Source organism: Georgenia sp. Z1344 (genome assembly GCF_049856295.1).
Taxonomy (GTDB): Bacteria; Actinomycetota; Actinomycetes; order Actinomycetales; family Actinomycetaceae; genus JB111.
The window spans coordinates 383,701-407,329 of the sequence record NZ_JBNDMZ010000001.1; the positions used below are offsets into that span (position 1 = coordinate 383,701).

The window sequence follows — 23,629 nt, forward strand, 5'->3', positions numbered from 1 at the left end:
GTGTGGTCGAAGCTGTCACTCGACAACCTGCCAGGTGATCTCGACGTCCTGCCCCGGGTGGGCCTCGAGGAAGGCGGTTAGTTCGGCAACCACATCTTTGTTGATTCCAGTACGTCGCACGACGACGGCGCCCGAGTTGTCCCGTGTCGCTCTGTCTATCGGCGGCAGCTCAATGTCTCCCGGGCCCTTTGGGACGTCTTCCGGCGAGGGCGTAGGAGCCGGTTGGGAGGCAGGAGTTCTCCGCACCAGGGACGCGAGCCACCTGATGGACTTCTTGACAGTGTCCGTGAGGACCGGCCGTAGCCGGATGGCGTGCTCGTCGTCGACAAGGGCAGTCAAGAAGTGCTGCCAGATACCTACTCCGGTCGGATCCGTTGCCTCGTGTAGGCCTTCAGTCACCGACCACTGGAAGTCCTCGAGCTCTTCGGCGACCTCGGCCGCGGAGGACAGTGAGGCTCCGAGAATGACGGCCCTCCCGCTCTTGTCCTCCGTGGCGAGGCGCTCGACAAGCGGGACGCCGTTGAGAACCTTGAGAGCGTTCACGAGCTCAGCTGCTTCGCGGGCGGTGCGCAGCCGGTCGGTCGTGCGCTCACCGCTGAGGTTCAGCCTGGTGTAGGCGTCTGACAGTGCATCAGCGAGCCGCGCTGCGGGCTCGGCCAGTTCCTGTGCACGGGATCGAACGGCACTGGACAGTCGGGCCATCGCGTCAGGAGTGAGGTAAGGCGATGAGGAGATGCCCAGGAGCGACCCCGCAGCGCGTGTCGCACCGGCCCACGCCTCCGGGGTCGGCATGGGCTGACTGCGGAGTTCCATCGAGTCGGTGAGCTTTCCTGGTTGGGGCCGCTCGATCGCGCCTCCGTGCTGGTACCAGGCGCGCTGGCGAAGCAGCGCCCATCCGATGATGACGACGTCCCCGACTTCGGGGAGAAGCCCGTAGGCAGGCGTGACGGCGCCGATCCACCGGCGGAGTGTGCCCACGGTGACCGGGGCGTCGTCGGACACACCGTCACGACCGCCGGCGCGGGAGATCTCCGAGCCCCACGGGCTGAATCGTGAGTCGTCGAACAGGAAATGCGTTTCGGCCGCTGTGCCTACACCGAGCGTGCCGGCGATGCGGCGCACGCCGCTGACGTCACCCTCGAGCGGCACGCGATGCTCGGAGTCGGCCGAGGCGCGGGCAAGGTAGTCGGCAACGCGGCGCAGCTCAGCCAGTGTCACCGCCTTGTCGCCAGGCTCGAACCGAGGGTGGGCCGGATACGTCGTCGTGTATGCCTGATCGGTCAGCTTGGCAAACACGTCGGCCAGGGTCACCCCGTCCGGCATCCCCGGGTCGAACGACCGGTCAAGGCTGGTGAGGAGGCGCTGGTGCGCGTCGTCGTCGATCACCAGGCTTGCAGAGGGCGCACCGATGCCGTAGGCGACCTGCAGTGCTTGGCTGACACTTGCCCGGAGGGAGGAGTGCTGCCCCTGGAGGATGGCCTTCGACGTGGCGCGTTCGGTCTCGGACAGGTGGTTGGAGTGACTGTCCCACCGTTCTGAGGTGGTGCCACCGAGCAGCCAGTCGAGGACAACGAGACGGCGCAGGTCCCGCATCCTCTCCGCGGAGAGGAACCGGGGCAACCAGACGATCGTCTGGCGTGCCTGACCGGCGGCCATGAGACGGTCGAGCCGGGCGATGTCCTCTGCGCTGGAACGCCCCTCCTCGTCGAACGGGTGGTCGATGACGAGCCGCCAGGTACCGGGGCGATTGACGAAGTTCTGGTCGGTGAGCCACGAGCTGTCACGCACGTTGCCGAAGACGAGGTCGACCTCGCGCCGCGAACCGCGCCAGGTCACAGCTTGCCGGTAGCCACCGAACATGTCCTCGTCGCCGAGCTCGATCCCCAGGAGCTCGGTGAGGAGCTCCTTGACCATCTCCCGACGACGACCGACGTTGTCCTCGCCCTTGGCCTTGTCCACGATCGACTCGTAGTCGACGTCGACGAGCTGGACGGTGACGACCGGGTCCCGAGAGTCGTCGCTCACCCTGATCTCGGGGATGGTGGTCGCCCAGTTCCGGACCTTGCTCGCGACGACGTTGCGCTCGTTGCCGGGCAGTGGCGAGAGGATCGAGCCGTGGTTGAGGGACGCGAGCCGTGACGCGGTGAGGTCGCGGAGGGCAGGCACCTTGGGGGCGACCGCGGCCAGCAGGAGTGTGCGGGCAAGGCGGTCGTCCGCGCGGTAACCGGTGGGAAGATCGGTCTCGCCGCGTTCGGCGGCCTCGAGATCACTGGGCTGGAGCTGATTGTTCCGCAGGATGAGTGGGCGGAGCTTCTCGAGGTAGAGGTCGCGCGCCGAGCGGAACAGGGCCGCGGACTGGGGGTCGAGGGGGGACTCGCCGCTCACGATGTGGGTGAACGCGTCGCCCACGGGGATGACGTCGTCGACCGTGAGGGTGTCGCGCCGTTCAACGAGCATGGTCTGCATGACCTTGAGTGCGGTGCGTTCGCGCTGCATGACGCTGGCGAGAGACCGGAGTGTGGAGACGAGAGCGGGGGAGAATGGGTAGGTGAGGCGGAACGCAGCCTCGTCCGCCCCACCGTGGGCCTCGTCGGTGTTGACGCCGTCGAGGAGGACGTCCCACACCTCGGGGCGGCGGTCGAGCCGCTCGAAGGCGTCGGTCAACACCTTCTCGGCCTCGGCATCCGTGGGACGCAGCAACCGGCGGTTGGCGACGTACGGGAGGTTGTCGTCACCGAGCTGGATGGTGCTGAAGCGGCCCTCCTGGTGACGGAACGCTCGGTCGAGAGCTTCCTGCTCCGCGCCGGAGGCGCCCGAGTCAGCGAACCAGCGGCGCAGGTCCATCTGGCGGGCGACGAAGGAGACGAGTGGGATCGCCCGCCTGCCCGCACCGGCTTCGACAAGCTTGGTGAGCTTCTGGCTCTCGCGACGGAAGAACTCGTGGTCCTGGACGGAGAAGGCGAGCCACAGAACGAGCTCGTCGAGGAAGAGCACGACGGCGTCGTAGCCGAGTGACTCGGCGTGGGACGAGATCGCAGCGAGCCCGGTGTCGAGGTCGAGGTACGTGGCCTGCCGGGTGTAGGAGGAGAAGAACGCGGAGACGAGGGCGGAGACGAGCTCCTGGCGCTCCGCCGTGTCGGGCGTGGCTGCCCGTGCCCGGTCGTAACGGTCGACGTCCCACGACTGGGACCCGAGGACGGCGCCCCACTCGCCGGCGTCCTCCGCGTCACCACCGAGCCGGGTGAAGAACTGGTCGTCGCCGAGGCTGCGGCGCATCGTCTCGGCGTCGACGAGCAACTGGTCGGACTCGTGCACCGCCGGCAGTGGGGCGTCGGGGTGCAGGGCACGGATCTGGCGGATGTAGCCGTCGTAGAGTGCCTGCTCGAGGGACTCGGCGCCTAGGAGGTGGAATGCGAGCGGCAGCACGTTGCGGTCCCGGAGCGCGGGGTCGTGCCGGGCGACGACCTGCTGGAGGCCGTCCTTCGTGCGTGCCTCGGGGTCCTGTCGAAGCAGGGCGTGCAGGACGGCCATGAAGTGCGACTTGCCGGAGCCGAACGAACCGGCGAGGAAGGCCCCGCGTGAGGTGTCGGACCGGATGGCCTCCGCCACGAGCCCGAGCGCCTGGTCGAACGACTCGGTGAGCGCAGGGGTGACGACGTACTGGTCGAGCGCCGTCGACGCCCCGCCCCCCACGCTGTCCGTCAGGCGGAGGACGTAGTCCTCCTCACGTGCGCGGGAGGGGATGTCGATGACGTGGGAGAGGAACGTGCTCATGACTTGCGCTTTCGGCCGCGGGTGGAGGGGGCGGGACGCCAGGCTGCGAGGTCGGCGAGGGTGGCACCGACCTGACGACGGCGGTCCTCGAGCTGCTGGCGGGTGAACTCGGCCATCGACATGCCGTAGGTGGGGTCAAGATCGGCATGCCACTGCTCGACCCAGGGTTGCAACTCGGCGATCCCCGCGACGAGGGGCGTGAGCTTGTCGTCCGTCACGCCGTCGGCCTCGCGCTGGCCGAGGAGGATGCTGAGTGCGAGGGACTGCTCGGCGTGGTCCCAGCCGGCCCAACCGAGGAGCGCGGTCGGGTCGGTTGGGCGTCCCGCGTCGGGGTAGAGGATGAAGCGCTCCTTGGGCACGTCAAGCTTGCCGCGGTGCTGCCACCACGACTGCTTGCGGAAGTCCGCGCTCGTGTACTTCGGGGGCACAGGGATCGTGCCGACGCTCTCGCCCGCGTCCTCGCGGCGCTGGAGGTCCCACGTTCGCTCCCAGGCTGCGCGCTTGCGGAGTCCTGAGTCCTTGAGCCGGTGCGCAGCGAGGTAGGGCACGGCCTGGTCGACCATGAGAGAGGACAGGGCGTCCGTGAGGTCGGGGTCCTTCCGGCCCGTCCATAGCTCGACGACGCCGACTAGCTCCGGGTCGCGCGCCACCCGGTCCGCGAGCTGCGCGATGGACGCCGGTGCGGGACGGCCCTGGGAATCGAACCAGTATCGACGGTCCTCGAGACAATCGAGGAGCCAGTCCTGCAGCGCGGAATCTTGTTGCTTCTCCCACGGGATCGACGACCACCGTCGCTTGTGCTCCGGCTTCTCGAGCAGCCCGATCGACCGGTCGGACTCGATGAGGTCGATCCGGCGCTGGACCAGATCGCGGTAGGACTCGGGCCAGTGCGTGGGAATCTCGGTGATCGGGGTCGAACGCTGTTTTTCGTGCGCGAACCACGTTGTCTGGGCTTCTCCGGCGGCGACTTGGCGGGCGAGCACGATCTCGAATGCCCTCTCTCCAAGTCTGAGCTGGGGCAGGTCGTCGCCGGCGTAGGTGAGGTCCGCGTCGACGAGTTCGTAGAGCCCGTAGGTTTCCCAGTCGAGTTCCTCCTGCTCGGCGATCATTCGGCCGCGAAGGTGCTCGTACGCAGAATGAGCGGACTGCAGCGCGGATGTCGTGGGAGTCCCGCGTCCAGCGACGGCGGCCGGCGTCTGCACGGCGAGCTGCTGGGCGAGACGGTCGAGGGTGCGACCGCGCTCCAGTGGGAGGACATCGGGAAGTGGGTAGTCCTTGAGCGTGGTCCCGGTGAACTCGTAGTTCCACGACCAGGGTTGGTCCATCATGCCGCTTGGTGTGAACGCCGAGGCCTTGTTCTGGCTGTTCTGCTTGAGCCAGAAGCAGGCGACCGAGGAGTTGAGCACGCCGAGCAGCGCGAGGTGGTCGTCCTCGCTGTCTTCCTCGGGCAGCTTGATCACCGGCGCGGACTGCTTAAACACCTTCCCGCCGCGATCGAGCACAAAATGATTGTGCGTCGCCACAAACGCAAACGTAATGGATAGCGGTGTTCGGTAGCGAGCCGGGACCCACCGGTACCAGCCCCACCATGGCTCACCCAGATCGCTCTTCGTCTGTCCGCCGAAACCAGTTGTGGATCCGAGAGTAGTGCGTAGGGGCCACTGGCGCCGGTACCAGGTGGACGTGGTGTCGAGTTCGATGAGTTGAAGATTGTTGTCGTAGGGCACGAACGCCGACGAACCATCGGCGATTGCCCAGTTGCGAACAACATCGCCCGTTACGACGGCTCGCCGAAATACTTGGTCAATTCCCGTTCGCGTGAGCTCGCGCATAGAGGAGAAGAACGCGTCGTCCGCTCCGGGAAAGCTCGCGAATCCAATCTTGCCGTCGAGAAGTTCATCGAGTGTGCGGTTTGACTTCTCACTGATTGTGCTGCTGGTGGTGGCCGCCCCACCACCAGTCAGACTCCAGGGATGGATTACGAGGACCTCGCGGTCGAGGTCGGTGACCGTGATCCAGTCGTCCTCGTAGCCAGGATCGCCGATGTGGTCGGCGATGGAGCGCCACACGAGGCCGTTCTCTGGTTCACCCGGACGACCGGGTTCGCCGCGGATACCGAGGACTGCGCGAACGGTGTTTCCCTGTGGCGCCTGGTTGCGGCCGGTGAGGATCACCGTCGGAGTACCGTGGCCGGGGATGTAGGCGCCCGACGTGTCGGCAACGAGTCGCAGGTCCTTGGTCACGAGGTAGTCCTCGATCACCTTCGTGCCGAACTCGCGCTTCATGAAGGAGTTCGACGTGATCTGTCCCGTCCATCCCGCCGGAGCGTCACCTCCGCCGGGCCGGGCGAGTCCGAAGAATCGTTCCATGAACGGCACCGTCATCGCGTACGTGCCCTTACAAGTCGTGTACCGCGCGCGATAGGCCGCGTTGAGCGCCTTGTCCTTCACGGTGATGTACGGCGGATTTCCGACCACCACGTCGTACCGTCCGGGCCGCAGGATCTCGCGGAGCTCTTCGAGGTCCTCTACCGAGTAGACGAACCCGCTGAGGGCGGCATCTGGGTCGTACGGGCCGAGGTTGAGCTCGTCCTGAGTGGTGCCGTGGAGGAGCGAGTCGCCCACCGCGAGGTGCAGCGGGAGGTCGGGTGCCCTCTCGAGCGAGCACAGCCCGAGCTTGCTCAGTGCGGTGACGGTGAGACGGAACCGGGCGATCGCTACCGCGAATGGGTTGATGTCCACCCCGTGCACGGCATCCAGTGCCCGGTGCACCACCTCCGCGCGGTCGAGCGTGGGGTCGTGACCGGACCATCGGTCCACGAGCCGGTCGAACGCGCCCAGCAGGAAGTGCCCCGAACCGCACGTCGGGTCGATGAGCCGGAAGCCCTCGAGCGGACGCTCGGCGAGGGCGGGTTCCATCGTCTGGTCGAGGATGAACTCCTCGACGAACGTCGGTGTCTGCAAGAGTGCGTACGTCTCGCGCGCGTGCGCGGAGAGATCCTGGTAGAGGTCACCGAGGAACCGGGTGGATAGCTCGGGGTCGGCGAGGTCGCGGACGAGCGCGCCGTCGTCGTCGCGCTCGCGCCAGAACGCGAGCAGCCGTTCCGCGGCGGCACCCGAAGGACTGACCTGCCACAGTGGCGACTCGGGGTCTGCCAGGGCGGCCGTTGCCGGCAGACCCTTGAGGTGTTCGACGGCCTGGAGCAGCCACTCCCGGTCGGTGTGCTCCGGGTGCTTGCGGAAGTATGCGAGCTGGGCGTCGAATGCCTCCTGGCGTCGCTCAGGCGGGCCTGCGATCCACACCGGTGACACGAGTGCGTTGTCCTCGACGAACCGCACGAAAACCGTGGTGAGCACCCACGCCACGGCGGCCTGGGTGATCCGGTCGTCGCGGAACGACTCCCATGCCCCGGCGGTGCGGCCCGCCTCGAGCGCGTTCCGGTGCTCGGTCTCCCACCGTGCGAGCAGCGCAGCGTCGGCCTCCAGCCGTGCACGCAGGTCGTCCTCGAGCGTGAGGACCTGGGCGGCCAGCGCCGGGGTGAGATCGGGGGTTGCGGTCACGTGGGGGCTCCGGTGCGGTCGGGGACGAGAGGGTCGTGGGCGGCGAGCCACTCGGCGTCGAGGTGGACGAGCTGGCCGGGGGAGTTGAGCGGGACGGGGTGGCCGTCAATAACCGCCCCGCGGTCCGCGCGCAGCTGGGGCAGCGCGAGCCAGATGGCCTGACCACGAGACCTCGACAGGTCCGTCCACGGCGCGAGGACACCGAGGTGGCCGTACCGGGCCAGGGGGGCGACGCCGGTAAGCAGGACGGGTTGGTCGCCGTCGGCGGAGGCCGCGGCTTCGATCGCGGCCGTAACCTCGGGGACAGCGCGGGCCACGAGCGCGGCAAGTCCCCGCGCGGGGGTGGTGCCGTCGGCGGCCGCGTCCGCGCTCTGGACCGTCGCCCACGACATCCCGGCGGTCGCCGCCTGGGCGCGAACGGCGGCGACGAGGACCTCGGTGAGATCGAGCTCGGCTGCTCCGAACCGTGTGGTCAGGACCCGGGTGGCGCGAGGGAGCCGGTGGGCCGGAACTGCAAGCGCGAGGAACGAGTGGCGCTCGGCGGATTCACGCAGTCGCTGACCCGGCACGCCGTCGACCGAGACCGACTCGGGCTCGTCCACGACTTGAGTAGCGGCGTTCGTGTGCAGGCCCGTCGTGCCCCCCGCGGCCCCGAGGGGGCGGTACGCGCCTGCCTCGGTGTCGTACGTGAGGCCCAGGCCGGCATCGGAGACGACCGCATCGAGTGCGGGCCGCTCCGGCAGAGGAGGGAGGCTCGGGAACCGGACCCGCGTGCGCTCACGCACGGCGTGCGGGGTGAGGCTGCGGTGTGCGGCCGTCCCGCGCAGTGCGAGTGCCACGGCGTCGGCGGGCGTGAGGTCACGATGGTGGAGCTCTCCTGCACTCGACGCCGCGGCGCGCCGAGCGATGCCGGCCCCGAGTGTGGCGAGGCGGCCAGCGGCGATGAGCTCCTCGGGCACGTCATCGATCCCCTGGATGGCGGGGGCGAGCGCCCGTTCGACGGTCGCGGCCGGCACGACTGCCGAGGTCGGCGCATCGGCTGCCACGAGCCGGTCGGCGAGGCGGCCCAGCTCCTCCGCCGCGTCAAGCAGAGCCGGGTCCGTGGCGAGGAGGATCACCTGCCCGTCGCGCCGGCGCGTGTGCAGGGGTACGTCTCCCGTCTCGGCGCGGACGAGCTGGCGTGCCCGGTCGAGCGCGATGCGGAGGAGGCCGGCCGCGAGGCGCCGCTCCTCGCCGTCGGTGGCGTGTGCGCTTGTCCCGCGGGGCGCCGTCTCGGCGAGGATCGCGCGGACGAGCTCGTCCACCGTAGCGACCCCGCCGACCTCGGTCAGTCGGGTGCGGACCAGGCCGACGAGCGAGTCGAGGAGCGATAAGCTCGCCGTGTGCCCGGCCCAGGCGTCTTGCATGGCGCCGAGGATCTGCGTGGCCCGGGCGGGGGTGGGTGGCGCCGCCCCCTCGTGGGCGGGTGGCAGGTGAGCGGCGAGCTCGGCGTGCGTGGCGAACGCATCGGCGTCGGAGGCGATACCCAGGATGAGCCGCAGCATCGCTCGCCGAGACGGGGAGCGGCGCCCGAGCGCCTCCATGAGCACATCGCCCGCGTCGACCGGGGCCGGGAGGGCTCCGCCCGAGCGCGGCCGCGGGGACGTGTCGGTCTCGAGGAGACGGTCGCGCCAGTCCTTCGCCCGGCTCTTGACCTCGCGGCGCGTGATGTCTGCAGAGCCGGGGAGGTGGTTGAGCTTGACCGCGTCGACCGAGATGAGGTCGCCGACCGTCTCCACCCCCAGCGGTTCGAGTGCGGACAGGGCGTGAGCGGTGAGGCCCGCCTTCGCGAGGGGTGTGGCCGCAGTGGCTCGGGCGGCGAGGTCGTCGGCGTCGTCCGGGACCGTTGTCGACCGGTCCGGGAAGGCGGCCCGCCACTCGTTGAGCATCGCGCCGGCCGTGTGGTGGCGGTGCTCGGCGTCACGGGCGAGTGCGCGGGCGAAGAACGCCGCCATCGGTGCGGCGATGCTCGGGTCGAACAGCGCCGGGTCGATCGTCACGTCGTCAGGCACGACGCCCGGGTGTGCGCCGGGGTCGCCGTAGTACGGCGCCAGCCCGGTGGCCATCTCATAGAGGACAACTGCGACGGCGTATCGCTCGGCGGCGGAGTCGAACGTGTCGCGCTCCCCCGTGAGGAACGGGTCGAGGTAGGGCGGGGTGCCCGCGGTGACCGACGACGCTGCGGCGCGGGTGAGTGAGAAGTCGAACAGCACGAGGTGGTTCGCGCGGTTTCCACCGGAGCGGGCGCGGATGCCGAGGTTCGCGGGCTTGATGTCGCGGTGGGCGACTCCGGCCCTGTCGAGCACGCCGAGGGCCTCGACCAGGTCGCTGCCGTACCGCTCGAGGAGGTCGAGCGAGAGGCGGTCGCGCTCGCGCAGCGACTCGGCGAGAGTCTGGCGCCCGGCCGACTCCAGGACGAGGACCTCGCGGCCCCCGATCTCCACCGGGCCGTCGACGAGCGCGACGATCCGCGGGTCCTTGAGCATCCGCAGCACGTCGGCCTCGTCGCGCAGCCGGGCCGCTGCGGCGTCGTCGAGCGCCACCTTGAGGACCCGCTCCGGAGCGGAGTCCTCTCCGCGGTCGAGGACCAGGAGACCGACCGCCGTCGAGCCCTGGCCGAGGCGGCTGACGAGCTCGTACCGCTCCCCGAGGAGTGTCCCGGGGGACGCGTCCAACGGGTCCGCTCCGGGGTCCGTCGTCGTCGCGGTGGGCGTGCGCTCGGCGGTGGCCAGGTGGGCCAGGAAGGCGGCGAGGTCGGGCGTGCGTTCGGTAGGTGACGGGCGGGTGGTGCCGAGCACGAGGCTGCGGAGCTCCTCGGACGCCTCGGGCACCTCGAGGCTGAGGTCGAGTCCGCCCTGCGTGCGCAGACGCTCGCGGAAGTCAGCAGCCGATGTGGCCGGCCCTGTGCCGGTCAGGAGGTAGAACGCCAGTGCGCCTATTCCGAACACATCGAGCCGGTAGCGGTCCGTGGCGGCGGCCCGCCATGCCCCCTCAGGAGCGCGGAATCCCACGTGGCGGGTGTCCGCCGTCGTGGTGTCCTCGATGGCGCTGTGCAGTCGGGTGACGCCCGACTCCGGGGTGGATGGATCAGTGCTGCCAGCGCTCCGCCAGTCGCCCACGAGCGCCTTGGGCAGGGCGGACGAGTCCTCCGGCTCCCTGATCCAGATGGCCTCGGGTGACAGGTCGCGGTGGGCGATTGCGCTGCCGTGCGCGTAGTGGACGGCCTCCGCGATCTGCCGGACGAGGTGCAGCTGGGTCTGCAGGGGCAGACCCTCCGGGTGGGCGGCGAGCCAGTGGTCGAGGCGGATGAGGCGGGCGTCCAACGGGTAGACGAGACCTGGTCCCAGGCCGTCCACGTGGACGAGGTCCTTGGGCCTGAGGAGGCCATCGTGGTGCAGGCGGCTCATCGTGCTGAACTCGTGGCCTGCCAGAGCCTCAAGTCGCTTGATCTCCGCAGCCGGTGCACCGGCCGGGAGCGTGAGGAAACGGATTCGCACGTCCTGGGACTTGTCGAGGTGGTGGTAGCCACGCCAGTCCTGCCAGCCCTCACCCTCACTGAGCAACGCCTCCTGGATCACCCAAGAGCCGGCCGACTTCTCCGCGCGCACAGCGGGGCGGAGTCGGTCGATGAGCGTGGCGAGGACTCCCTCACGGTCGGGGCCGATGACGTCCTTGTGCGGGGGCTCGAGCAGGCGCTCGCTGATGCCGGGAAGGTTCGTGCGCTTCGTGGCCCCGTCAAAGCCGTACAGGTCAGTCGCGGCGGGACCGCTCAGCTCGCTCACGAGGTGCGGGTGGTGCAGGAAGACCGACTGCTGGACGAAAGGGACGATCTTCTTCGGGTCGTCGACTCGGGCGTTGGTCTCCCGTGCCAGGGCGAACAGCTCGTCGGTCAGACGTGAGGCGAGGTACTGAGCCTTGCGGCGGGCGAGCTTGACCGGGGAGGACTCGGGCCGCTTGCCGGCACGGAGCCACGTGTGGTCGTTGCCCTGCAGGACGCCCGTGTAGGCCTTGAGCTCGATGAGGTGTAGACGGCCACGTCCCAGAACGAGGAGATCGACCTCGTGCCAGCCGCCGCGGGAGTCCCGGAACTCGAAGTTGGACCACGCGCGGTAAGGAGAGACGTCGGGGAGGAGGTCGCGGATGTACTCCAGGCCCTTGCGCTCGTGATCGAACGGCGACGGGGACACCTCGACCCAGCGGTCGTCGCCCATCGTCATCCGGTGGCCTCTCTACCTGCGGTGGTTCTTGTTCTTGAGCGTCGATCGTAGTCGACGGTTTAGTGGTGGAAGGCCAGTAGATGCGGACAAGGCACCCGGGAGCGGAAGCAAAGTTCTTTACGCAGAGGGCGGCAACGACTGGTCAGTTTCCTTGAGTTCGCGGTTCGGGTGTCGCGACTCCCTCGTGTGGATTCTCGCGTAAGCGCGCGTCTGGCTAATCGAACACCCAATCAATGAGCGACTCCAATACTGCAGATGCTTCGCGCACGGCCGACTCGATGGGTAGCCAATGTTTCACTTGCATGTCGGCAATAGGCACGCGCTTAGCGTGCAAGTAAGTCACCGGGGCCGCGTACCTAATTGAAATCTCAGGGCTCATGTCGCCTTGAGTTCCGGAAATGCCGCCAAAGACGGTTGTGGGTGTAAGTGTCGCTTGCGCGAAGACCGGAGTGAATGCCGCATTTCGCGCGTTAGGTATGAGAGTTGAATTGTAAACCCAGCCTGCCTGTTGAAGTTCGAGGCTGAATAATGCTTCGAGAAGGTCTGCGGTGATTGCGTAGACGCCTGGCCCGAATCGGTCCTCTCGGATGGACATGACATCGTTTAAGAATGCGCTTACCTCTCGTTCGAACATCTGATATGTTCTCGGCAGTTCGGGGTCGTGGTTCGACACTCCGACTCGCTTCAACTCAACCGTGTTTGATATTTCGTACCGGATCAACAGGAACGGGTCGCCCTCGGCGACTCTTGCTTCTGCAAACGATCCGCTCGGCGACCCCATTGTCGTGTAAAGTAGCGGCTCTCCATGCCGGTTCATGCGTCCGGCGGCGGCGAACTTGCGCGGTGGCATCCATAGATCATTCGCGCTGAGTGAATCTCGGATATCTTGCAACTCCATTCGCCTGACTCGCCAGAATGTCGTTCCTGGCTCGAACTCGTCCCAACTAAATGGGTAGAGTGCGGTCCCGCCAAACCTTACAACCTCTGAAATCCGCGCAAGCGGATTGTCGAAATCGTCGGGAATGTTGAGTTCCCAGAACTCGCGCACTCGCTTTCGGAACTTGCTCTTATTGAACTTCTTGTAGTAGAACATTTTGGCGGAGTTGGCACCTGCGCGATCTGCGGGTGGTTCTATGCGCCGCCTGACTTTCAAGGGTTCTCCTCGTGTCTGCTGATACGGTTTGCGCGGGTGTGCTGTCTGGTGCGGCAGCATTGCAAGGACAATTGCGGTGGAACTGTGGTGAATCGTTTATTGAGTTCAATTCATGCGATGATCTAGTTTGATCTTAAGGGATTCGATTCCGACGTGCGTTATGATCGGTTATTGTGGCCTTAAACCGTTCGGCTCTCGTTATCTGCAAATGTTGCGCTGGTGTTGCTCAACTGGTGCGCGCGGCATGTGGTACGGCCCGCACCACCGGACAGCTCATGCACCTCGGTCCACCGCGCCCGCGCCCGAGCTCACCGCCTGGCACCTCGATCACCTCGATGCCGTTGGCCCGCAGATGCTCGTTCGACGCGGGCGCCCGGTCGTAGGTGACGACCACGCCGGGGGAGAGTGCCAGCGCGTTGCAGCCGTCGTCCCACTGCTCGCGGGCCGCCGTCGTCGCGTAGAGGTCCGGGGTGAGGAACCGCAGGTCACGCCCCACCACGTCCGCGAGCGTCGCGCGCATCCGCTCCGGCGCATGGTCGGTCACGCGGACGCCACCCGCCCCATCTGAGGTGAGGGTGAAGCTCGGCAGATCGCCGAGCCCGCCGTAGAGCAGGAACGTGCGCTCGTCGACCATCGTCATCGCCGTGTCGAGGTGCATGAGCTCGCGCGCGCTCGGCATCGACAGTGCGAGCACCCGGTCCGCCGACCCGGCCGCGAACAGCCGGGCGGCCAGGTGCTCCACGCCCTGCGGCGTCGTGCGCTCGCTCATCCCGACCACGACGGCTCCGTCGCCGACGACCAGCACGTCACCGCCCTCGACGTTCGCCGCCCCCTCCGCCGGGCCGGCCGCCCAGCGCTGGAAGGCGCCGCGCTCGGGCGGCGTCGTCGTCGTGCCCGGATCCGACCCGTTCGCACGGAGCGGCGCGAACCTCGGGTGCCACCGGTAGATCGCCTCGTAGTGCACCGACTCGCGCACCCGCGCCGCGTACCGCATCGAGTTGACGGCCACGCCGTCGTAGACCCAGCACGACGCGTCGCGCGTGAACAGGTGGTTGGGCAGCGGCCCGAGGATGAGCGCCTCCGGCCCGCGCACGTGCAGCGGGAGCGTGTCCACTCCGCCCAGGCGCTCGGCCACCTCGCGGCCCGTGAGACCGGCGACGAGGATGCCGGCGAGCTCGGCGTCGTCGAGCGTGGACGCGTGCTCCCGGAGAGCCGACGAGAGGGCAGGACCGAGGTGCTCACGGGTGAACGTCGCGTCGAGGACGTGCGCGCGGGCCTCGGGCACGGCGAGGGTGGCCGTGAGCAGGTCGGGCAACTGGTGCACGACGACGCCGGCGGAGGTGAGGACGTCGACGAACGCGTCGTGCTCGTCGCGGGCGCGCGAGACCCACAGCAGGTCGTCCCACAGGAGCTCGTCCATCGTCGCCGGCGTCAGGCGCTCGAGCTCCGCGCCCGGGCGGTGGACGATGACCTCCCTCAGCGGGGCGACCTCGGAGCCGATGTACGGCACGGGTGGGGCGGCTGGCACGGTGCTGTCCATGGCAGGGGAGTCTGCCGCATCGGTGGCCGCGCGGTCGGGCCTCGGGTCCGTCGAATTGCTGATGACCCGGCGCGCAGGGTCCGGCGACACTGGGATGCATGACGCAGCGCAAGCCGCCCGAGATGCCGACGGGCAGCTGGGTGGACCAGCTGATCCGCGAGGCGCAGGAGCGCGGCGAGTTCGACAACCTGCCCGGGACCGGCAAGCCGCTGCCGGACATCGACCAGACCGACGAGGACTGGTGGATCCGCCGCAAGCTCCGCGACGAGAACCTCCCCTCCGACGCCCTTCTCCCGCCCGTGCTCGTCCTGCGCAAGGAGCTCGCCGAGCTGCCGCGGGCCGTGCGCACCCTGCCCACCGAGGAGGCCGTGCGCGAGCGCGTCGCCGAGCTCAACCACCGCGTGGCCGAGTGGATCCGCATGCCGAGCGGGCCGGTGCTGCCGGTCGGGCGGGCCGACGTCGAGGAGATCGTCCGGGGATGGCGGGACGCGCGTCAGGGGCGCTCGGGTGAAGGCAGTGCTGACGGTGCGGCGGTGCACGGGGAGCCGGTGCCCGACGACGACAAGCCGGAGGCCCGAGAGGGGTCAGGGGTTCGTCGTCGGAGGTGGTGGAAGCGCCGGTGACCCGGGAGCGGTGACGGGCGGAGAACTCCCCGCCCCGAGGCAGATGTGGGCCGGGGGAGCGCCGCTACCGTCGGGCCATGAGCATCTCGGACTGGGGCCAGCGGCGTGACCTGCGCGAGCTGTTCGACCGCGTGTACCGGCTCGAGACCAGCGTGAGCGACCTCAGCGTGGAGGTGGACCGGCTCACCCGCACGCTCGAGAAGCTGACCCCGCTGCTGCCGCCCGAGGACCCGAAGGAGCGGGAGGGCGGGCCGATCCAGGTGACCTTCGCGCCGAAGTCGAAGGGCGTGCTCGACCCGTCCGTGTCGCCCGAGGACGCCCGGCTCGTCCAGCTCGTCCAGATGGGGTGGCTCGACGACGCCGCCGTGCACCACCGTCGGACGCACGGCTCCACCGAGGTCGAGGCGCGGGAGTTCGTCGAGACGCTGGCGCGGGAGCTCGCCGGGGGAGAGGGATGAGCGAGAGCACCTCGGGCCGTCCCCGGAAGTTCGTCCCTGGCGGTGCCCCGGTTCCCGATCGCGCGGACCTGCCGTCGATGTACGTGGTGGAGCCGCGTCCGCCCATGCCGTCGGCGGGCCTCGTGATGGTCGGGTTCGTCCTGTTCATCCCCGCCGTAGTGCTGATCGCCCTCGGGCTGGGCGCTGAAGCCGCTCTCGACGAACGCATCGCCGGGCTCCATCCGATGACCGTGTTCGGCCTCGGCACGGCAGTCGTGGGCTGGGCCGTCATCGGGGTCGGGGCCGTGCGCGCTGCACGCAACATCGACACGACGGCCGAGCTCGCCTACCGTCGCGCGGTTGCGGAAGCAACAGGCGAGCGCACCGCCGAGCAGTGACAGGCCTGGGCCTGTTGACGCTCGCAGGCGCGGCGGTCTCGCCCGGGCCGTGAGGGTGATGGTGTGCCCAAGTCAGGGGCGCTATCGTCCGACGTCATCGAGGAGGTCGACGTGGAACAGATCCTCCTGCTGAGCCTGCTGGTTCGGTATGAAAGACACGACTCGGATGCGGCCTCGACAGAGCGGACCATGGAGGTGCGTGATGGTGGGTAACGGCTATTCCTCTGCTCGCGAGGCACAGGCAGTGACCCGCCAGCGGGCGGTGATCGAGAGCCTTCGCGAGGACAGCGATCGGCGGGCTGCCCTGGAGCGCCTGGAGCCACGGAGCGTGCAGGCACGCCGCCGGGAGAACGTCATACAGGCCTATCGGCGCTCGCAGGCGGGGCGGTCGCGCTAGTTCGCTGAATCGCGCGATCACGGGGGGCGCGGGCCACTGCCTCTCCACCCCCTTGCTCTCAGTTCCGGCGAAACTGATAGCGAGGATGCCGCTTGGTATCACTTTCGACCGATGACGGGCCGGGCGCGGGTTCCGCAGCGGTGATCCGTTGCGCGGAGGCGTCGGCGACGGTGGGACGATGGTCCCCATGACCGATGCCTCTCAGTCGTCCACCGAGCAGCCCGAGTCCGCCGAGCTCCGCCTGTGGGGCGGCCGCTTCTCCGTGGCGCCCGCCGACGCGCTGACCGAGCTCTCGCGCTCCACGCACTTCGACTGGCGGCTCGCCCGGCACGACATCGCGGGCTCCCGCGCCCACGCCCGGGCGCTCGCCGCCGCGGACCTGCTCACGGCCGACGAGCTCACCGGGATGCTGGCTGCCCTCGACCGGCTCGAGGCCGACGTCGTCTCCGGCGACTTCGCCCCCCATCCCGACGACGAGGACGTCCACACCGCCCTCGAGCGCGGCCTCATCGAGCGGGCCGGCAGCGAGCTCGGCGGCCGCCTGCGGGCGGGCCGTTCGCGCAACGACCAGATCGCCACGCTCGTGCGCCGGTACCTGCGCGAGGAGGCGCGCCACATCGGCTCGCTGCTGCTCGACGTCGTCGATGCGCTGGTCGACCAGGCCGCCGCCCACCCGGACGCGATCATGCCCGGCCGCACGCACATGCAGCACGCCCAGCCGATCCTCCTCGCGCACCACCTGCTCGCCCACGCGTGGCCGATCATGCGCGACGTCGAGCGGCTCCTCGACTGGGACGTCCGTGCCGCCCTGTCCCCGTACGGTGCCGGGGCGCTCGCCGGCAACACGCTCGGCCTCGACCCGCACGCCGTCGCCGTCGAGCTCGGGTTCATGGGTGCCGAGGAGAACTCACTCGACGCCACCTCCGCACGTGACGTCGTCGCCGAGTTCGCCTGGATCACCGCGATGGTCGGCGTCGACCTGTCCCGGATCTCCGAGGAGATCATCGTGTGGGCCACCAAGGAGTTCGGCTTCGTCACCCTCGACGACTCCTACTCCACGGGGTCGAGCATCATGCCGCAGAAGAAGAACCCCGACGTCGCCGAGCTCACCCGCGGCAAGGCCGGCCGCCTCATCGGCGACCTCACGGCGCTGCTCGTCACGCTCAAGGGACTGCCGCTGGCCTACGACCGGGACCTGCAGGAGGACAAGGAGCCGGTGTTCGACGCCGTCGACACCCTCTCGGTGCTGCTGCCCGCCGTCGCCGGCCAGATCGCCACCCTGACCTTCCACACCGACCGGATGGCCGAGCTCGCGCCCCAGGGCTTCTCGCTCGCCACGGACATCGCCGAGTGGCTCGTCCGGCAGCGCGTCCCGTTCCGTGAGGCCCACGAGATCGCGGGCGGGTGCGTGCGCGTGGCCGAGTCGCAGGACAAGGAGCTGTGGGACCTCACGGACGCCGAGCTCGCCTCGGTCTCGGAGCACCTCACGCCGGAGGTGCGCGAGGTGCTGTCCGCCGAGGGGTCCGTCGCCGCCCGCGACGGCCACGGCGGCACCGCCCCCGCCCGTGTGCTCGAGCAGCTGGCCCGCGCGGGCGAGCTGAGCCACCAGCTGCGCAGCGCCCTGGTGGGGGAGTCCGCCGACGAGGAGGACGCCTGAGCGAGCCCACGCTCGACACGGTTCGCGCGTTCCTTGCCCGGCCCGCGACGGAGGTGGCGCCGGAGCTGCTGGGGAGCGTCGTCGTCGTGCGCTCGGACGAGGGGGAGGTGGCCGTCCGGCTGACCGAGGTCGAGGCCTACCTCGGGCCGGACGACCCCGGTTCCCACGCCCGCTCCGGCATCCCGACGGCGCGCACCGCCCCGATGTTCGGCCCCGCCGGACACGTGTACGTCTACTTCACGTACGGCATGCACACGTGCCTCAACCTCGTCTGCGGCGAGGACGGCCGCGCCACGGGTGCGCTGCTGCGCGGGGGAGAGGTGGTGCGGGGCCACGACCTCGCACGCGCCCGACGCCGCGGGGCCAGGACCGATGCCGGCCTCGCCCGCGGACCGGGGAACCTCGGACAGGCCCTCGGCCTCAGCCTCGAGGACTCGGGAGCGCCGCTTCAGCCGTCGGGGCGACTATGGCTCGAGCTCGCCGACGTGCGTGCGGAGTACCGGACCGGCCCGCGCGTGGGCGTCTCGGGCGAGGGCGGCGACGGCGAGAAATACCCCTGGCGATTCTGGGTCCCCGGCGGCGTGGGCGTCTCCGCGTACCGCCCCGGCAAGCCGCGCTCCCGCTGACCGGAGCGCCCATCGCCGACGTGTCGAGAGTGCGGTTCAGGGCGCCTGCCGCCCATCGTGCGTCCGGGGACGGCCGGTACGAGCAGCGCTCGACGTACGGTGGATCCGTGACGCACGGGAGGCAGAAGTGACGAGCTCACCGAGCGGGCGACAGCGGAGCTCCGGCACGGACGGAGCGACCGAGCCGACCTTCCCTCCCGGCGCGTCGACGGCGGAACGGAACGCCCTTCGCCTCGACCACATCGCCACGAAGGGGTGGCTGGAGATCCCGCGTGGCCGGGACCGCGCGTACATCGTTCGCATCGTGGGGTGCGTGCTCCTCGGGCTGCTCGGCCTCGTCGTCCTGCTGATGGGAGCAGAAGGCACCGTCGCGATGTCCGCACTGGTGTTCGTCGTCGTGTTCGGCGTGGTGTTCCCCGTCGTCCACGCCCGCAGGTTGCGGCACAACTATCTCCTCGAGCTCACGCCGGAGGATTTCACCCTCTTCCGGTGGGTCGACGGCGACAAGCAGGACTTGCACCGGGTCCCCTGGCGCAACGTCGTGCTGGTGACCACGGTCCGGTTCGGCAAGCAGCTGGAGTCTCCGAGCTACCCGTCGGTCATCGCGTGTCCGGCGTTCGGGATCGGCCGACGTCCGGTGGTCCGCACGGCCCTGACGCGCGAGATCCGTGGCGAGCGGGTGACGATCGACCAGCCGCTGGCGATCGACCGGGGGGAGCTGGTGGAGCTCCTCCGGGCGGCGAACGAGCGGTTCGGCCTGCAGACCGAGAGCTCGGCGGACTGACCCCGCACGCGCTGCGCGAGAGCTCGGCGGACTGACCCCGCACGCGCTGCGCGAGAGCTCGGCGGACTGACCCCGCACGCGCTGCGCGAGAGCCGCCCATCGGCAACGAGCACAAGGACGGACTTGCCCCAACCTGCATCCTTCGAGTTAGGTAAGGCTCGCCTCACTCAAGGAGACCTCATGAACCAGCGGTACCCCGTGCTCCAGCGCACGGCCCTCTCGGCGGTCGGCGCCGTCTACTCGCGCACGATGTCGATCTCGCCCTCGCGCGACTTCTACCCGGAGTTCCCCGCCACGGTCACGGAGGTTGTCGACCTCACGCCGTCCTTCCGGCGCGTGCGGATCGCGGCGCCGGAGCTCGCGACCGTCGAGCGCCTGGGCCCGGACGAGTACATCGGCGTCTACATGCCGCCCGTCGGCAAGCCCCTGCGGCTGCCCGCCCCGGCGCTCATGCCGCGCGGCCCGCTGGGCAAGATCCCCGAGGCCGAGCGCCCCGAGCTGCGCTGGTACACGATCCGCGCGCAGGAGCCCGGCTCGGGAACGATCGACGTCGACGTCGTCGCCACCGGCCACGACGGCCCCGGCTCACGCTGGATCGAGCGCGTCGCCGCCGGTGACGAGGTGGGCGTGCGCGTGCAGACCGCGCCCTACGGCAGCGCACCAGCGGCCGGCCACCACGTCCTCCTCGCGGACGAGACCGCCCTGCCCGCCATGCTCGCCATCCTCGACGCGCACCGCGACGACCCCGACCGCCGCTTCACCGCGATCCTCGAGGTGCCCTCGATGGATCTCGTGACCGACGAGGTCGACGCCGACGAGATCACCATCGTCGTCCGTGGCGACGACGCCCCCGGCACCGCCCTGCTCGCCGCCCTTCCGGGCGCCGACCTCGACGGCGCCGACTACGGCTGGGTGTGTGCCGAGGCCGCAGCGGCCGCCGGCGGGCGCCGGCACCTCGTCAAGGAGCGCGGCATGGACCGCCGCTCGATCATGTTCACGGGCTACTGGAAGGTCGGCCGTGCGCGCCTCTGACCCCGTGACCTCCGACCCCGTGACCTCCGACCCCGTGACCTCCGCCCCCGGAGCGACCAGCACGTCAGGCACCGGCACCGTCCACGACCTCCGCGTCCCGCGGTACCCGCTCCTGCTCGCCCTGTACGTCTCCCAGTACCTCGGGATCGGCTTCCTCTTCTACGGGACAGCCTCGATCCTGCGGGAGATGGGCGCCTCGCTCGACTCCCTCGCCGTACTCACCTCGCTCGGCATGCTGTGGGCGATCAAGTTCCTCTGGGCGCCGCTCATCGACCGCATCGGGCCCACGTGGAGCGGCGGCCACTACCGCACGTGGCTCCTCGTCCTGCAGCCCGCGTGCGCGGCGGTGCTCGCGGCGATGTCCTTCCTCACCGACATCGGCGAGCAGTACTCCCTCTTCGTCGCGCTCACGGCCATCTACGTGCTCGCCAGCGCCACCCAGGACATCGCCGTCGACGCGCTCGCCGTCCGCCTCGTCCGCCCCGGCGAGCGCGAGGTCGTCAACGGCATCCAGGTCTCCGGCAGCTTCGTCGGCAACATCCTCGGCGGCGGTCTCACCGCCCTGCTCTACGAGGTGGCCGGCTGGCAGGTCGCCCTCCTCACCCTCGCGGCGTGCACGCTGCTGCCGACCCTCGCCGTCGTGCGACTGCGCGAGCCCGTGCACCCGCGCCCCGACCGCCCGGTGCCGTTCTCGGCCACCTGGACCCTCCTGCGCCAGCCCGGCGCGAAGCTCTGGGTCCTCGCCGCCGTCCCCGTCACCTGGGGCGGGCTCACCGCCGCGTACGGCCTGCTCAACCCCGCACTCATCGACGCCGGCTGGTCCGTCGGGCGCGTCGCCGCCGTGCTGACGATGTTCGGCGGGATCGTCGCCGGCCTCGTCAGCATGGGCATCGGCCCCCTCCTGCGCCGGATGGGGCGGCAGCGGAGTCTCGTCGTCGTCGGGGGACTGACCGCCATCGGCCTCGCCGGGTTCCTTCCCGTGGCCTACGGGTGGGCGCCGCTGCCGTACGTCGTCGCCGTCGTCGCGGTGTTCTTCGCGGCCTACGCCGTGGGCTCGACGATCATCTGGACGATCAACATGGACTACGCCCGCGCGGAGTCGCCCGGCACCGACTTCACCGCCGTCAGCTCGTTCGCCATGCTCGTCTCCTTCGCGGGCGGGGCGCTCGCGCTCATGCTCGCCGAGACCTTCGGCTACGGCCCGGTCCTGCTCGTCTCCGGCGCCGCCCACGTGGCCGGCCTCGTCCTGCTCGCCCACCACCAGCGGCGCTTCCGCACCGAGCACCTCAACTCCGACGCCGGGCTCGTCGACCATTCCCGCCCGACGCCGACTCCCGCACCCGCGTAGGCACCTCACCTCCCGGGGCGCCCGCCCCGGGAGGCGCCCGCGCCATCGCCGGACACCCCGACCCGAGGTGGGTGACCTGCGGGGCGAGGCTCCGGCGTCGGGCAGGGACCGGGCCCGTCCGCGCGCGGGTGGCACGATGGACCACGGCCGCCGACCCCGGCGCCCGCGCCGCCCAGGCGCACCGCACAGACATGAAGGAGTCCGCGTCGTGACCGACGTCCTCGACGAGCTGCAGTGGCGGGGCCTCATCGCCCAGCACACCGACTTAGGCGCGCTGCGCGCGGCCCTCGACGACGGACCGGTCTCCTACTACTGCGGCTTCGACCCGACGGCGGCGTCCCTCCACCACGGCCACCTCGTCCAGCTCCTGCTCCTGCGCCACCTGCAGAACGCCGGGCACCACCCGATCGCGCTCGTCGGCGGCGCGACGGGCATGATCGGCGACCCCCGGATGAGCGGCGAGCGCAAGCTCAACACCGCCGAGACGGTGGCCGAGTGGACCGAGCGGCTGCGCGAGCAGGTCTCCCGCTTCCTCTCGTTCGAGGGGGACAACGCTGCGACCGTCGTCAACAACATGGAGTGGACCGCGGGGCTGACGGCGATCGAGCTCCTGCGCGACGTCGGCCAGCACTTCCGCATGTCCGCCATGCTCGCGAAGGACACCGTCGCCACGCGCCTGGCCTCGAGCGAGGGGCTGAGCTACACCGAGTTCAGCTACCAGCTCCTCCAGGGCATGGACTTCCTCGAGCTCTACCGCCGCCACGGCGTCACGCTGCAGACCGGCGGCAACGACCAGTGGGGCAACCTCGTCTCCGGCCTCGACCTCATCCGCAAGGTCGAGGGCGCCCCGGTCCACGTCCTCACGACGCCGCTCATCACCAAGGCCGACGGCACGAAGTTCGGCAAGACCGAGGGCGGCGCCGTGTGGCTGGCCCCGGACATGATGAGCCCGTACGCCTTCTACCAGTTCTGGCTCAACACCGCCGACGACGACGTGGTCCGCTTCCTCAAGATCTTCACCTTCCGCACGCGTGAGGAGATCGAGGCGCTCGAGGCCGAGGTGGCGGAGCGGCCCTTCGCGCGCGTCGGCCAGAAGGTGCTCGCCGAGGACGTCACCACGCTCGTCCACGGGCCCGAGGCGACGGCGCGGGCGCAGGCGGCCTCGGCCGCCGTGTTCGGCAAGGGCGACCTGCGCGAGCTCGACGCCGACACCCTGCGCGACGCCACCGCCGAGCTGCCCCGCGCGCGGGGCGAGGTGGGGGAGTCCAGCGTGGTCGACCTGCTCGTCGCCACCGGCCTGGAGGCCGGACGCGGGGCCGCGCGGCGCACCATCGCCTCCGGTGGCGCATCGATCAACGCCCACAAGATCGACGACGACGAACGGCTCCTCACCGCCGACGACCTCCTGGCCGGCGGCGTGGTGGTGCTGCGCAAGGGCAAGAAGTCGATGGCGATCGTGGAGACCCAGCGGGACTGATCCGGCTTCCTCCGACAGGGCCCCGTCCGAACCGGCTGTGGTCGGGCGGGGTCCCTTGTCGCACCTGGCCGGAGGGGTCCCAGGCCACACGTCATACGGCCCGTCGCGGCGCAACCAGCGACGCGCCGTGAGCCCCGTGCGGCCGCTCACCGGCCGGTGCGGCAGGTCACCTCCAAAGGGCCCGATCTGGCTTGACCGCCGCGATCCGGCGCGCGTAATGTTTCTTCTCGCCGCACGGACCGGGCACCGGATCGAACGGGGCAACAGCCTCCAGATCCGCCGGGCCAAGGCGGACATCCAGAAGGAAAGTCGGCACAGCTGACTCCCGGAGGATGGACCGGAAGTAAGTCGGGTCACAAACCGCGAAAGTGGTCAACGGCCGGATGAACTTGTGGTTAAGATAGTCAAGTTGCCCTGATGCGGCTGGCTTGGGACTGAGTGTTCTGGGTTGGTGTGTTGTGGGTGGGTTGTTTGAGAACTCAACAGTGCGTGATTGTTTTTGATGCCATGTATGTGGGGGCGTCATCGTGTCTGGTCTGCCGATCGGTGGGCCGGGTGGGTGGTGTT

14 protein-coding genes are annotated in these 23,629 nt (G+C 69.8%); 9 read left to right on the top strand and 5 right to left on the bottom strand.

The window, feature by feature from the left end:
• Positions 1–15: 15 nt before the first annotated feature.
• The 5 genes from ACPYO6_RS01805 to ACPYO6_RS01825 all read right to left on the bottom strand — a co-directional run bounded on the left by ACPYO6_RS01805 (position 16) and on the right by ACPYO6_RS01825 (position 14,283).
• Positions 16–3,774 carry a hypothetical protein gene (locus ACPYO6_RS01805; protein ID WP_425713173.1) on the bottom strand — a complete coding sequence of 1,253 codons (3,759 nt, stop codon included), beginning with the start codon at positions 3,772–3,774 and terminating at the stop codon, positions 16–18.
• Positions 3,771–7,334 (bottom strand): BREX-2 system adenine-specific DNA-methyltransferase PglX, encoded by a 3,564-nt coding sequence (pglX, locus tag ACPYO6_RS01810; RefSeq protein ID WP_425713174.1) that lies wholly within the window; start codon positions 7,332–7,334, stop codon positions 3,771–3,773. Before pglX ends, ACPYO6_RS01805 begins: the two co-directional genes overlap by 4 nt.
• A complete protein-coding gene (gene pglW / locus ACPYO6_RS01815; RefSeq protein ID WP_425713175.1) occupies positions 7,331–11,590 on the bottom strand; it encodes a BREX system serine/threonine kinase PglW in 4,260 nt (1,419 codons plus the stop codon). Before pglW ends, pglX begins: the two co-directional genes overlap by 4 nt.
• A 214-nt stretch (positions 11,591–11,804) precedes the next feature.
• Complete coding sequence (locus ACPYO6_RS01820; protein ID WP_425713176.1) at positions 11,805–12,683, bottom strand: hypothetical protein; 879 nt, start codon at positions 12,681–12,683, stop codon at positions 11,805–11,807.
• A 286-nt stretch (positions 12,684–12,969) separates the two neighbouring features.
• Positions 12,970–14,283: an arginine deiminase gene (locus ACPYO6_RS01825; RefSeq protein ID WP_425713177.1), complete on the bottom strand. Its 1,314-nt coding sequence runs from the start codon at positions 14,281–14,283 to the stop codon at positions 12,970–12,972.
• Positions 14,284–14,381: 98 nt separating this feature from the next.
• Here ACPYO6_RS01825 and ACPYO6_RS01830 point away from each other — a divergent pair, with 98 nt between their 5' ends.
• The 9 genes from ACPYO6_RS01830 (at position 14,382) to tyrS (ending at position 23,062) form a co-directional block, all read left to right on the top strand.
• Positions 14,382–14,906: a DUF1992 domain-containing protein gene (locus ACPYO6_RS01830; RefSeq protein ID WP_425713178.1), complete on the top strand. Its 525-nt coding sequence runs from the start codon at positions 14,382–14,384 to the stop codon at positions 14,904–14,906.
• A 77-nt stretch (positions 14,907–14,983) separates the two neighbouring features.
• Complete coding sequence (locus ACPYO6_RS01835; protein ID WP_425713179.1) at positions 14,984–15,364, top strand: hypothetical protein; 381 nt, start codon at positions 14,984–14,986, stop codon at positions 15,362–15,364.
• Complete coding sequence (locus ACPYO6_RS01840) at positions 15,361–15,741, top strand: hypothetical protein (protein ID WP_425713180.1); 381 nt, start codon at positions 15,361–15,363, stop codon at positions 15,739–15,741. The genes ACPYO6_RS01835 and ACPYO6_RS01840 overlap by 4 nt, the downstream gene beginning before the upstream one ends.
• Positions 15,742–16,325: 584 nt before the next feature.
• Positions 16,326–17,795, top strand: coding sequence for an argininosuccinate lyase (gene argH / locus ACPYO6_RS01845; protein ID WP_425713181.1), 1,470 nt, complete (start codon positions 16,326–16,328; stop codon positions 17,793–17,795).
• A complete protein-coding gene (locus tag ACPYO6_RS01850) occupies positions 17,792–18,421 on the top strand; it encodes a DNA-3-methyladenine glycosylase (protein ID WP_425713194.1) in 630 nt (209 codons plus the stop codon). Before argH ends, ACPYO6_RS01850 begins: the two co-directional genes overlap by 4 nt.
• Before the next feature lie 127 nt (positions 18,422–18,548).
• Entirely contained in the window at positions 18,549–19,205 is a 657-nt protein-coding gene (locus tag ACPYO6_RS01855; RefSeq protein ID WP_425713182.1) for a hypothetical protein, read from the top strand.
• A gap of 180 nt (positions 19,206–19,385) precedes the next feature.
• A complete protein-coding gene (locus ACPYO6_RS01860; protein WP_425713183.1) occupies positions 19,386–20,237 on the top strand; it encodes a siderophore-interacting protein in 852 nt (283 codons plus the stop codon).
• The gene (locus ACPYO6_RS01865; protein ID WP_425713184.1) at positions 20,224–21,585 is read left to right on the top strand and encodes an MFS transporter; all 1,362 of its coding nucleotides are present in this window, start codon (positions 20,224–20,226) and stop codon (positions 21,583–21,585) included. Before ACPYO6_RS01860 ends, ACPYO6_RS01865 begins: the two co-directional genes overlap by 14 nt.
• Positions 21,586–21,793: 208 nt before the next feature.
• Entirely contained in the window at positions 21,794–23,062 is a 1,269-nt protein-coding gene (tyrS, locus tag ACPYO6_RS01870; protein WP_425713185.1) for a tyrosine--tRNA ligase, read from the top strand.
• The last annotated feature ends 567 nt before the right edge of the window (positions 23,063–23,629 follow it).